The sequence below is a fragment of the Ruegeria sp. CDSA021 genome, assembly GCF_059612325.1.
In genome coordinates, this window is sequence record NZ_JBXWQJ010000015.1 from 1 (window position 1) to 12,251 (window position 12,251).

Consider the following 12,251-nt stretch of genomic DNA (forward strand, 5'->3'; position numbering starts at 1 on the left):
AAAACCTGTCTTCTGTTCAGGATCATTCCGCCTTTCATTTTGTCGAAGGCAGCGTCTTGGATTCCGGGCTGGTCGAACAGCTGGTTGGGGCCGCCGACGCGGTGTTTCATCTGGCTGCCGCCGTCGGGGTCAAGCTGATCATGGATCAGCCCAGCCAGTCGATTGCGACCAATGTTGACGGCACGCAGAACGTGTTGCGCGCGGCTCTGCGTCATAAACCACTGGTCTTCATTGCCTCCAGTTCCGAGGTTTACGGGAAGGCATCAAAATTCCCGTTCAACGAAGATGACGATCTGACGATCGGCGCCACAAGCATTCTGCGCTGGTCCTATGCCTGCGCCAAGACATTGGACGAGTTCATGGCGCTGGCCTATGCGCGAGAGGTGGATCTGCCGGTGGTCGTGCTGCGCTTTTTCAACACGACCGGCCCGCGCCAGACCGGGCGTTATGGCATGGTTGTTCCGAACTTCATCGAAGCGGCCCTGGCTGGCCAGCCGATTCAGGTTCATGGCACCGGCGAGCAATCGCGCTGTTTCAGCCATGTGGCCGATGTGATCGAGGCGCTTATGCGTCTGCTCGATGTTCCCGAAGCCCGGGGGCAGGTCTTCAATATCGGTGGTGAGCAGGAAGTGACGATCCGGGGGCTGGCCGAAAAGGTGATTGCCGCAACGGGGTCCGCATCCGAGATCCGTCTGGTGCCCTATGAAGAGGTCTATCCCGAAGGGTTCGAAGACATGGCCCGCCGTCTGCCGGATGTCTCGAAGCTGCGGCGCTTTACCGGTTTCAGCCCGGCGCGCACGTTGGACGACATCATCGCTGACATCATGGCCGAGAAACGCGCCAAAGCTTACGCATGAAGAGCCAAACACGATGACACCGGGACAAAGAGTTGAAAAGCTGGTGCGCGACACCGCGACCGTGCTGCTGCCGGAACGGCTGCGCAAATGGATCCGTAAGCAACAGCGATTGCACAATCTTCAGTCGACCCCGGTTGGGTCGGTGGATTTCGGCGGCTTGCGGCGGTTGTCACCGATCAGTGCCGTTTTCGGGCAGGATCGCGATCTGCTGACCATAGAACGCCACTACATGGAAGAGTTCCTGCAAAACCACAGTGACGACATCCGTGGTCGGGTTCTGGAATTCGGCGATCCGGCCTATACGAAGAAATTTGGCGGCGACCGGGTCACGCAGGCGGATGTGCTGAGCTATGTCGAGGGCAATCCGCAAGCGACTATCGTGGCGGATATCACCGATGCGCCGCATATTCCCGACAACAGTTTTGACTGCATCATCATCACGCAGACCCTGCAGATGATCTTTGAAGTGGGCAAAGCGATCGCAACACTCGAACGTATTCTGAAACCCGGTGGTGTGGTGCTGTGTACCTCGCACGGCATGACCCGGGTGGCGCGGCGCGAAGGGGTGGACGACTGGGGCGAGTACTGGCATTTCACCAGCCAGTCCAAGCGCCATTTGTTCCGGGCGGTCTTTCCGGCAGAGAATGTCGAGGTGTCGACCGTTGGCAATGTCTTTACCTGCATCTGCAACCTGCATGGCCTTGGGGCCAGTGAAATTGCCCTCGAAGAACTGTCCACCCATGATCCCAACTATGAAATGCTGGTTCTGGTCCGGGCAGTAAAGGCGCAGTGAGCGATCTTGTCATAGGGTCCGGACCAGCCGGGGTTTCCGTTGCCCGGGCCTTGCTGGCGCGGGGACGAACAGTCACGATGTTGGATGCCGGGGCGGAACCAGGGCCCGGGGTCACGGACCGGGTGCAGCAGATGTCCCGAACCCGCGCCGAAGACTGGACCGCTGAGGCGCGTACAGCCTGGATGGAACCTCAGTTTCAGGCCCCGGAAGGCGAGGTGTGGCGCTATGGAACAGGTTATGCGCTGGCCTCACCTGCGCGCATATTGGCGGAAGGGGCGGATTGGTTTGTTTTGCGCGCCTCGCGGGCGGCGGGCGGGCTATCCAATGTCTGGGGCGCTGCGGTCTTGCCGTATCGGCAGGCAGATATCGACGACTGGCCCATAACGACCGACGATCTTGCCCCACATTACAGGGCGGTGGCGGAAATAATGCCTGTGTCCGGGCAAAAGGATGGGCTTCAGAATCTCTTTCCCGCCTGCGATATGACAGGCCGAATACCCGTTCCGCCAACCGCGCAGGCCGAGATGCTGCTGGCCCGGTCCAGGCAGAAGGCGAAGGCATTGCAGGGGGCTGGGATGCATGTCGGTCTGGCACGTCAGGCGGTTGGATCGGGATGCCAGACCTGCGGGCTGTGTCTGCACGGGTGCCCGTGGTCGCTGATCTGGTCTGCAAGACAGACCCGTGCGGTGTTGCAGGCAGAGCCGGGCTTTACCTACCGTGCGGATCACGTGGTGCGGCAGGTCCGCGAGGAAGGCGATGAGGTTGTCGTCACTCTGGCAGATGGCAGTGATGTCCGGGGAAGCCGGGTGTTTCTGGCCACCGGGGTGCTGGAAAGCGCACGCATCCTGTTGGCGTCACCCGGCTTGCGGGGCAAGGAGCTGGTGTTGAAAGACAGCCAGCAGGCCTTTCTGCCGATGCTGCATCGCTGGCGTGTGCCAAGGCGGCCCGATGTTTTGCCCTATCAGACGCTGCCGCAGCTTTTTGCCGAACTGGATGACCCGACCGTATCGCGGCAACTGGTTCACGCGCAGATCTATACCTGGAACGAATATTACGCCCGGGATCTGAAACAGAACTATGGCCGCCGGATACCCGGCAGCGGGCCGCTGCTTGAGGCCCTGGCCCGACGTCTGATCGTGGCGCAGGTTTTCCTGCATTCCGATCATTCGCATGAAATAGCCTTGCGTCTGACAGAGAACGGGCGGCTACGCCCGGAACTGAACGAAAATCCCGCAACCGCCGAGACAATGCGCGCCGCACTTGCGCGCTATGGCCGGGCCTTGCGGGGGCTTGGTCTGACCAGCCTGTCTTTTGCAGCGCGGTTCGGGGCGCCGGGGGCCAGTTTTCATGTCGGAGGTGATCTGCCGATGTCAGATGACCCGGGCCCGGGTGAAAGCGATGTGCTGGGGCGCCCGCATGGCGCGACGCGCATTCACGTCGTTGATGCCTCTGTCCTGCCGACCATCCCGGCCACGACAATTACATTCAGTGTGATGGCGAATGCCCACCGGATCGGAACGCTTGCACCCGAAGTCTGACATTCAGTTGATGGGCAGCACCCTGCTCAGCCCGCTTCGCACGCCGCGCATCAGTTTGCGGGCCGCCAAATAGGACCCGCCGCGTCCGGCCAGATGAGCCTGCCAGCGGGCGATGTCGGTGAAATAGAACATCTCGAGCCGGGGCAGGTCGTGGATGTCATCCCCTGGCCCGGCCACGCCCAGCCTTGTTCCGACCGAAGTGTCGTAATGCCGGGCGATCTGTGCGCGTACATTCGGATTCGACGCGCCATATGGCGGTGCGAAATGCCGGACAGGCTGACCAAGCCGGGCGGCGATGTCCTGACCGGAACCGGTGACTTCTTCTTCCAGCATGAGCGCATCCAATGTGGAAAGATCGGGATGGCTGACACTATGCGCGCCAAAGCTAACCCCTTCACTGGCCAGCGTCTCGACCTTGTCCCAATCCATCAGGGGGCGGGGCGGGATATTGCCCCCGGCCCAGCTGTCGGTGCCGCCCATCAGGCCCGAGGGCAGATAGACGATCGGGCAGAACCCGTGATCGCGCAGGATCGGCCAGGCGATATCGGCGAAGTCCTGGAATCCGTCATCGAAACTGATGATGACCACGCGGGGGGCTGGCGGGTTGGCCAGCGCGTCCGGTGTCACCACCGGCAGGCCGGATGCCGCCAGCGCCTGCATCTGTGCGGCAAAGATGTCTGGCGCAATCGAGGTCGGCCCCGGCGCATCCGAAATCGAATGATACATCAGGATATCGGCCTGCCAGGCGGGCATGGGTCAGTCTTCCACCACATGGGTGGCAAAGACCTCGCGATAGCGGTTCCATTTCGCGCGGTCGACATTGCCCTTGTCGTCGATGCAATCCGCCGCGCCATAGGCCATGGCAAAGGCGTGGTGCGTATTGTCGTGGGCGAACAGGCCCTGCCGTCCAAATACGAGCAATCCGTCCAGATCCGAGAGCCACCGATCGACCGTATCGAACCGGTCTTCATAGCCCACATCGTAGACCGGATAGGCATGGCTCAGCCGCCGGGTTTCGCAGCGGCGCACCGGCACCGTGACCGGCAGGCCCAGCTGGCCCAGCCATTTGGTGAACTCCTGCCCCAGTTCCTCGTCGGACATGGACCACCATTTCTCATCCGGGTCGCAGGGCAGTTCGGCGCACAGCACGGTGACGCCCTTTGGCGTGCCGCTGGCGTTATAGTTCTTGGGCTCCGACATGCGGCTGATCGGGATCGACAGTTCCGGGAAGTAATGGGCATCGAACTCGGTGAACTGGTCTGTCTCCAGCACCAGGTACAGCAGGATCATGCCCCGGAACCGGATCGCGCGGGCGGCCTCGACCACCTCTGCCGGAGGGTCGCTGATCAAGCGCGTCAGCCCGGTCAGCGGAATGGTCGACAGGATCAGATCGCCGGTCATGTGTCGTTCGCCATCTTCGTTGCGGATCGTCAACCCGGTGATGCGGTTGCCGTCCCGTTCGATGGCGGTGATTTCGGTGTTGAACAGGAAGGTGGCGCCGTTGGCTTCGGCACTGTTGCGCATCGCGTCCGAGATTTGCCCGAACCCCTTGCGCGGATAAAAGAACCGACCCGCCGTTTCGCTGCGCAGCCCCGGCAACAGGCGCAACATCTTCATCAGGATCTTGCCGACCGAGCCACTGCCGACCCGGCGCTCGGCCAGTTTCACCGCCAGCTTGTCTGGGTCCAGACCCCAAAGCTTGCGCACGTATGGGAAATAGAAATTGTCCGAAATCGTTGGACCCAGCCCGTCATAAAGCACGGTCGAGAATGTCTCGGGCCCGGTGCTTTTCTTGCGGAAGGGCTTCAGCACCATGTCCCCGATCAGCGACGCGGCAAAGGGTTTGGGCAGGCGCATCAGCGCGTCGGTCAGTTTCAGCGGAAAGTGAATCCATTTGCCGCCCAGCCGGATGCGCCCATGGCGTGGACGCAGCAGTAGATCGTCCCCCAGCAGCGCTTTCACATCGGCCAGAACCTCGGGCTCTGCGGCCGGATGAAACCGGTGCGAGCCATAATCGCAGATCACGCCCTCAATCGGGAACGAGGCCGAATTGCCCCCGGCACTGGGCGCGCGTTCGATCACGGTCACTTTGGCCTGCCCGGTCAGGGCATGGGCCGCGGCCAGACCGGCGGGCCCGGCACCGAGGATAATGATTTCAGGCTTGTCGGTGCTACCATCAGAAGAAGAGACGTCTGTCACGTGCACGCTTCCTTTGCTGTTATTGGACTGTTTGCGCCACGTCTTTCACGGTCTGAGATGTAGCCGCGAGATCATGTCAGCGATCAATCCAAGCGACCAGATCATGATGGCGGCAAGGAAGGCGAACACTGTGGTTCCGCTGAGGTTCAGATAGGTGATATCGACGACAAATTTTATCCCACCCAATGCAAAGAACACCAACCCCAGCGGAATGAATACCCGCAACGGGTTGAACAAGGTGCTGATGCGCAGAATCAGGATGATGAAATTGATGAAATCAACCGGCCGGATTTTCGATTTACCCACCCGTTTGCCGTATTCGATCGGCGTATAGATCATCCGCTTGCCATTCGACGTCATGCACAGCGTGATTGTGGTGGTGAACGAGAAATTCTGCGGTAGCAACGGCAGGAACGGGATCAGTTCGGATTTGCGGAACACGCGCAGGCCCGAGTTGAGATCGTTGATCTTGCGCTCGGCCAGGAACGAGGCAAAGGCGAACAGGAATTTCTTGGCTGGTCTGCGCAGCAACGGCACGTTCTTCATTGCCGCGCCCCGGTCGCCCACGACCATGTCCTGATCGCGGCACATCGCCAGCATGCCCGGCAGGTAACGCGCGGGATAGGTACTGTCGGCGTCCAGAATGGCCACATATTCATGCTGCGCCATCCGCACGCCGCGCTTGAGGCTGGCACCATAGCCGGAATTGACGTCGTTGAAGGTGACGGTGGCGCCGCTGGCCTCGGCCTCGGCGCGGGTGTTGTCCTGACTGGCATCGTCTACCACGATGATCTCGTAAGGAATGCCCAGCGGTTCGAGATGGGTGCGCACATCTTCGACCGTGTGGCGGACGGCGTTTTCCTCGTTATAGGCGGGAATGACCACGCTCAGGCTCATGCCGGCGGTTTCCGATGCGATCAGCTCTTCGGGTGTGGTGCTGTTCGTCTCCATCGGCTCTGCGACTTTGTTCATGAAAATGAAAACCTTTTATTCACTTAATAGTCCCTGCCCTAGACCCTGCTGCATGGTTTGCATGGTGCATAGAGCGCGACGGGCTTAATTCCCTGTATTGCGTATAGTATTCGAACACGTACAGACTGAACATAGACAATAAATTTGACCAAATTCGACCGTTAAGGCGTCAAGTTTGTAATTACGTATACTGTGCGCAACAGGTGTGAGTGATTGAGCCATGTGTCCATCGGCACTTGGCGGGGTTCGGGCAACAGGAAGGAAACGGGTGTCAGGGCGGCAGAGTTTCAGCAGCGGAGTTGCCTGGATGTCGGCTGGGATCTGGGTCGAGCAGGCGTTCAATTTTATCATTTTTGCCATTCTTGCCCGCATTTTAGGGGTCGAGGCCTTTGGCCTTCTGGCGATGGTGGCGGCCTTTGTGCTGTTTTCCGAATTCCTGGTCCGCGAGACGATTTCCGACATTCTGCTGACCCGTGAGGCGCTGTCACCAGAGCGGTTGAACTCGGTTTTCTGGCTGTTGGCGCTGCTGGGGGGCGTGTTGACGGTTGCGCTGTATCTGGGCGCGGGACCGGTCTCATATTTCTACAATGAGCCGGTTGCGCGTGAATTGTTGATCGGATTGTCCCCAACGGTGCTGATGCTTTCACTGACGGCGGTGCCGGTGGCGATCCTGCGCCGGAAAATGCAGTTCCGAGTTCTGGCTATCCGTGCAGCACTTGGCGCGGCGGTCGGAGGGGTCGTGGGCATTGGCATGGCGCTGGCGGGATACGGCGTCTGGAGCCTGGTCGGTCAGCGGCTGGTGATGACGGCCACCAATATCGTGATGGCCTGGGGGGCGGTATCCTGGCGCCCGACGTTCCACGCATCGCGGGATCACATGCACAGGATCTTGCATTTCAGTCACCGTATTCTGGGCCTGCGCGCGGCGGAACTGGCTGCGGTGCAGTCGCCTGCGGTAATCATCGGCGCGATGCTGGGGCCGGTGCCGGCGGGGTATTATGCAATTGCCTGGCGTGTGATCGAGACCGCCTCGTTCCTGATTATCACACCGCTGCGCACCGTGGCGCAGCCTGCCTTTGGTGCGGCAGCGCGCGATGGTGGTCAGACGACGGATTTGCTGATCGACGTCATGCGCCTGACCGGGTTTCTGGCCTTTCCGGCCTTTGCCGGGCTGGCGGTTCTGGCGGAACCGGCGCTGGTGCTGCTGTTCGGTCAGAAATGGGCGCCCGCCGCTCCGGTCCTGAGCCTGATGTCGGTGTTTGGCATATATCTGTGCGCCGAAAAGGTGCAGCAGACCTTTTGTCTGGCGGCAGGTCAGGCGGGGCGTCTCGCGATCCTGTCCTGGGTCGAGGTGGCGCTGGCGGCGGCAGTGATCGCGGCGCTCGCCCCTTACGGATTGCCGGTCGTCACGGCCGGTTTTGTGGCTGTCTTTCTGCTGGTCTGGCCGCTCAAATTTGCCAATCTGGGACATATTGCGGGGCTGTCCGGCCTGACTTTGATGCGGCAGCATCTTGCGCCGCTCCTGCTGTCAGGGGGGATGGCGGCGGCAGTGCAGGGGGTCGTGTGGCAACTGGACGGCCTGTCTCTGGCTTTGCTTTTACTTGCCGGCACGGTGACGGGTGTTCTTGCCTATGGTTTGCTGGCTTTTTTGCTCCAGCGGGACAGGTTGTACCTGCTGGTTTCGATGTTTGGGCCGCAAGGCGGGCACCTGCCTGCGGCTGACACTCAAGGAATTGAGAGATAGATGAAATCGTTACGCATTTTGATGTTCACCACATTCTACCCCCCGTATTCCTTTGGTGGTGATGCCATTGGCATTCAGCGCATGGCGCGGGCGCTTGTGGCGCGCGGGCATGACGTGACGGTGGTGCATGACGAAGACAGCTATCTGATCCTTGGTGGCAAACCCCAGCCCGAAGGTGACCCCGACGGGGTGCGGCGGATCGGGCTGCGCAGCCGCAACGGCGTGATGTCGAACCTGCTGACCCAGCAACTGGGCCGCCCGGTTGTGCACGCCGCCCGCATCCGCGAGATTCTGGCCGAGCGGAAGCCGGATATCATCTGGCACAACAACACATCCCTGATCGGCGGACCGGGCCTGTTGCCGATGGGCGAGGGGTTGAAAGTCTATGAGGCGCATGAGCACTGGCTGGTCTGCCCGACCCATGTTCTGTGGCGGCACGGGCACGAGCTGTGTGACGATCGCCAGTGCCTGCGCTGTGTGCTGAATTACAAACGCCCACCGCAGCTCTGGCGCTATACGGGTGCGCTGGACCGGGCGTTGGATCATATGGATCTGATCATCGCCAAAAGCGAATTCAGCCGCGCCAAGCATCGCGAGTTCGGCCTGCGGCAGGACATGCAGGTGTTGCCCTATTTCCTGCCCGACCTGGATCAGAGCGCCTTGCCGGAACCGGCAGCGCATGACCGCCCCTATTTCCTGTTTGTCGGACGGTTGGAAAAGATCAAAGGGTTGCAGGATGTGTTCCCGGCCTTTGACCGCTATCCCGACGCGGATCTGCTGATCCTCGGCGATGGCGATTACGCGGATGAGCTGAAGGCACAGGCCGCAGGCAATGACCGGATCAAATTCCTGGGCCGCAAGACGCCTGACGAGTTGAACGCTTACTATCGTGGTGCATTGGGGCTGATCGTGCCCTCGGTCTGTTATGAAACCTTCGGCATCATCCTGATCGAAAGCTTCCGGCTGGGTACGCCGGTTATCGCCCGGCGGCTGGGTCCGTTCCCCGAGATCGTGGAACGGGCAGGGGGTGGAGAGCTGTTCGAAACCGAGGATGACCTGATCGCAGCCATCCGCCGTTTTCAGGACGGAGGCGCCGCGCGGGATCAGATGGCGGCAGCGGCGCGGCACGGGTTTGAGACGCTCTGGCGCGAAGATCAGGTATTGGGCCGGTTCGGCGCGGCTTTTGCTCAGGCCGCGCATCGTGCAGGGCGGGCCGATCTGGCCCATGCCTTGGAAGCTGGTGCTTTTGAGAACGGCGCGGCGGACTGACCGGGGATTATCCCCGCCCGGCCAGCTGCCGATACAGCTTTTCAAATCCGCTATGCACATGGGCTGGCGAAAACCTGTCTTCTGCACCGCGGGCCGTGGCATTGGCGCTTAGCCGGTCATATTCGGCGCGGTCGGTGCAAAGATCGCGCAGCGCCTGAGACAGGGCATCAAGATCATCGACCGCACACAGGCGCCCGACATCGCCATCCACCAATTCACGCACACCGCCGCAATCGGTGGCGATCACCGGCAGCCCGGCGCGGAACGCCTCTACAATTGAAATCGGCAGGGCCTCCCACCGGGAGGTCAGCATATAAAGATCAGAGGCCGCGAGATGGGTGGCGACATCCGAGATCACACCGGGGAAACGGATGATGTCTGAAACCCCGGCCTCTTCGGCCCAGGCTTCGACCTGACCGCGCAGCACGCCTTCGCCCCCGACAACGATCCGCAAACCGGGCAGATCCCGCCGCACACGCCGGGCCACATCGATCATCGCGTCGAGGCCCTTCTGGTGGTCCAGACGGGACAAGGACAGAACCAGATGTGTGCCATCTTCGCCCAACAGTTCACGCCGCAGGGCCTCCGCAGCGGCCGGATCGGCGGGCGGGTTGGGGCGTACCCCCAAAAGCATCACCCGCGCCTTGTCGGGATCGACCTGGCGTTCCAGCAGGGATTGCATGACGGTTTCGCTGGGGCAGATCGCCAGATCGGCTTGCTGCCGGCAGGCGCGGGCCACCGCGTTGAGACGGTCGGGCGACGAGCCGTGATAGGTCATCACAATGGGGATCCCCATCCCCAGACTGGCCAGGCGGGCTGTCAGAAGCGGGGCAGTTTCATGGGCATGGATGACATCGACCTTATGTGCCTTGAGCGCCCGCCGCAGGGTCAGCGCCGAGCGCGCTAGCCAGTAAAGCCGCGTCACAAGGCCAAGCTGGCCGTTGGCAGCGTGATCGCTGACACGGTCGAACCGCAGCGGCAAAAACAGACTGCCATCCTCGGGGGCAGTGGCTTTTCCGGGGGTTCCGGCTTTGATTACCTTGTGCCCGTGTGCCATCAGCGAGGTGCTGAGGTCATTGATATGGCGTTGAATGCCCCCACCGAAGGAGAAGAAGGAACAGGTTTGCAGGATACACAACCCGGCGGGCTGAGCATCCCGGTTGATTAAAGGCGGCGGGGCTTCGCTTACCAAAGGGGTCGTCCTAGGCGGAAGGTGGCGGTTCTTGTGTCTGTATCCGGTTTTTGCAGATGGGCAACGATGGTGTTTCCCATGTCCGAGGGCAGTAGCTGAAAAGATGCTATGGCAGTCTCGCCTGTTTGCATGAACTCAAGCGACTGCACCTCCTTCCCATTGAATTCGATGGATACGGTTTCGACATCGGGCTCGCTGATCCGCAATTCGATATCCAGGGGGGTGTCACGTCTGAGTGGTGCGTGCATGAGCATCCAGACCGCCGAGGGCGGCGCATCAACTGCAAACGCGCTGGTTTTAGAATGGGATCCGGGGCCGAAGCGGAGAACAGCAACCGCTATAACACCCATCATGAGCAGCAAATACGCCCACCGGGTCCATCCCATGCCTCGCCAGATCCGCCTGATCGGACCGAGATGCGCCGCTTCGGGGGCAAGTCGGCCTGCAAAAATCAAAGCGCCGGTGACGGCGAGGCAGGTCGTAATCAGCCCGAGGACGATCCACAGCGCCATCGAATATGCCTCACCCCATGTGCCAAAATGCAGCATGTCCATAAGAGGTTTCCAGTAGGCGAGCCCGCTCACCTCATTTGCCGTGTAAGCCCCCAGAACTTCGAGTGTTACCGGATCGATTGATACATTACCTGGTCCGAAAAATCCCGATTGTCCTGCGACATGCCCTGTGAAACCGAAAGAGCCAGTGGGTTTATCAGGCAGGAACATGATGAACGGCTCGAACCCGGGCAGCGCGTCGCGGGCGCTGGCCTCGGCCTGATCGATAAGGTCTGAACCGAAATTGGCAGGCAGAACGGTTTCACGCGGGACGGGTGGTTTGGGCTGTGGTTGGGTGCCTTCAAACCCCAGGCTGCCCAATAGGAAATAGAAACTGGTCACGGCGGTCAAAATCAGGAGTGGCGCTGACCATAGAGCTGTCAGCCGATGTGTACTGCCCGCCCATGTGCGCAATCCGGAAGCACGGCTGGGCCAGCGGAAAAACCCTTTCCAGAAACGCCGATAGGTGATGAGGCCGCTGACGATCTGAAACAGCAGGATCACGGATGTGGCGCTGACCAGCATGAACACGATCCGCTTCTCAGTCAGGAAGGTGTCGTGCAGGTTCCGCAGGATATCGCGAAACCCATTGGGCCGCGTCTCATCGACGATGGTACCGGTTACCGGGTCTGTCCAGAAACTGATATTCTCTCCCCAACCCGTGCGACCGAAAGTGCGATCCGCAAACCAGGGGGTTGGACGCTTGATCATCAGAAAAATGCCGCTCTCGGGGTGGGTCTCTTTGATGCCGTCATAGATCATGCCGAAGCTGGCGGTACGCTCTTCCTTGTCGATCGTGGTCCAGATGTCCGGGCGGCCGATTGATTCAAGTTCGAAGCTGGCAACAAGCAAAGTGCCCGTAAGGAACATGAACGCGAAAAAGAGTGATAGATGAAGTCCCAGCCAAGTGTGAAGTTTGAAGAGTGAATTTCGTAGTTTACGGTTCATCTGCGTCTTGCCTGCTTACAATCACGTGAAATATTAGCGGACGTCGCTTTAACGGAAACAATAGCCGCAGGGTATTGTTGCCACGGAAAAATGATTTCGCCCACCTCTGTGGTGATATGCGCGCATTATTTCATACCATTCCTGCGGGTTAAGTGTTGGCGAATCCCGATCTTCGCGGGATGGTATGA

At 60.4% G+C, this 12,251-nt stretch carries 10 protein-coding genes; 5 read left to right on the forward strand and 5 right to left on the reverse strand.

Annotated features, from left to right (window positions below; genetic code table 11):
* The 3 genes from AC2FLD_RS17825 to AC2FLD_RS17835 all read left to right on the forward strand — a co-directional run.
* The coding region (locus AC2FLD_RS17825; RefSeq protein WP_496803725.1) for an NAD-dependent epimerase/dehydratase family protein at positions 1–857 on the forward strand (857 nt) is incomplete at its 5' end.
* Positions 858–870: 13 nt separating this feature from the next.
* Positions 871–1,650 (forward strand): class I SAM-dependent methyltransferase, encoded by a 780-nt coding sequence (locus AC2FLD_RS17830; RefSeq protein ID WP_496672050.1) that lies wholly within the window; start codon positions 871–873, stop codon positions 1,648–1,650.
* Entirely contained in the window at positions 1,647–3,188 is a 1,542-nt protein-coding gene (locus AC2FLD_RS17835; protein WP_496672052.1) for a GMC oxidoreductase, read from the forward strand. Before AC2FLD_RS17830 ends, AC2FLD_RS17835 begins: the two co-directional genes overlap by 4 nt.
* Positions 3,189–3,191: 3 nt before the next feature.
* On the opposite strand, the gene AC2FLD_RS17840 is transcribed toward AC2FLD_RS17835, so the two are convergent.
* The 3 genes from AC2FLD_RS17840 to AC2FLD_RS17850 are packed head-to-tail and all read right to left on the reverse strand — an operon-like array spanning position 3,192 to position 6,359.
* Positions 3,192–3,941 (reverse strand): polysaccharide deacetylase family protein, encoded by a 750-nt coding sequence (locus AC2FLD_RS17840; protein ID WP_496672055.1) that lies wholly within the window; start codon positions 3,939–3,941, stop codon positions 3,192–3,194.
* Positions 3,942–3,944: 3 nt separating this feature from the next.
* Positions 3,945–5,387 (reverse strand): protoporphyrinogen/coproporphyrinogen oxidase, encoded by a 1,443-nt coding sequence (locus AC2FLD_RS17845; protein ID WP_496672057.1) that lies wholly within the window; start codon positions 5,385–5,387, stop codon positions 3,945–3,947.
* A gap of 45 nt (positions 5,388–5,432) precedes the next feature.
* Positions 5,433–6,359, reverse strand: coding sequence for a glycosyltransferase family 2 protein (locus AC2FLD_RS17850; protein WP_496672060.1), 927 nt, complete (start codon positions 6,357–6,359; stop codon positions 5,433–5,435).
* A gap of 307 nt (positions 6,360–6,666) precedes the next feature.
* Between AC2FLD_RS17850 and AC2FLD_RS17855 the strand changes: the two genes are divergently transcribed.
* On the forward strand, positions 6,667–8,103 hold the full coding sequence (locus tag AC2FLD_RS17855) for a lipopolysaccharide biosynthesis protein (RefSeq protein WP_496672063.1): 1,437 nt from the start codon (positions 6,667–6,669) through the stop codon (positions 8,101–8,103).
* On the forward strand, positions 8,104–9,372 hold the full coding sequence (locus AC2FLD_RS17860; protein WP_496672065.1) for a glycosyltransferase: 1,269 nt from the start codon (positions 8,104–8,106) through the stop codon (positions 9,370–9,372).
* 7 nt (positions 9,373–9,379) lie between these two features.
* On the opposite strand, the gene AC2FLD_RS17865 is transcribed toward AC2FLD_RS17860, so the two are convergent.
* Together AC2FLD_RS17865 and AC2FLD_RS17870 are read right to left on the reverse strand one after the other, a co-directional pair.
* Positions 9,380–10,564 carry a glycosyltransferase family 4 protein gene (locus AC2FLD_RS17865; RefSeq protein WP_496672068.1) on the reverse strand — a complete coding sequence of 395 codons (1,185 nt, stop codon included), beginning with the start codon at positions 10,562–10,564 and terminating at the stop codon, positions 9,380–9,382.
* Entirely contained in the window at positions 10,558–12,063 is a 1,506-nt protein-coding gene (locus AC2FLD_RS17870; RefSeq protein ID WP_496672071.1) for a PepSY-associated TM helix domain-containing protein, read from the reverse strand. The genes AC2FLD_RS17865 and AC2FLD_RS17870 overlap by 7 nt, the downstream gene beginning before the upstream one ends.
* Positions 12,064–12,251: the final 188 nt, after the last annotated feature.

Coding starts and splice junctions, on each gene's coding strand:
- AC2FLD_RS17830 (WP_496672050.1), top strand. CDS start 871: ATGACACCGGGACAAAGAGTTGAAAAGCTGGTGCGCGACACCGCGACC.
- AC2FLD_RS17840 (WP_496672055.1), bottom strand. CDS start 3,941: ATGCCCGCCTGGCAGGCCGATATCCTGATGTATCATTCGATTTCGGAT.
- AC2FLD_RS17850 (WP_496672060.1), bottom strand. CDS start 6,359: ATGAACAAAGTCGCAGAGCCGATGGAGACGAACAGCACCACACCCGAA.
- AC2FLD_RS17855 (WP_496672063.1), top strand. CDS start 6,667: ATGTCGGCTGGGATCTGGGTCGAGCAGGCGTTCAATTTTATCATTTTT.
- AC2FLD_RS17860 (WP_496672065.1), top strand. CDS start 8,104: ATGAAATCGTTACGCATTTTGATGTTCACCACATTCTACCCCCCGTAT.
- AC2FLD_RS17870 (WP_496672071.1), bottom strand. CDS start 12,063: ATGAACCGTAAACTACGAAATTCACTCTTCAAACTTCACACTTGGCTG.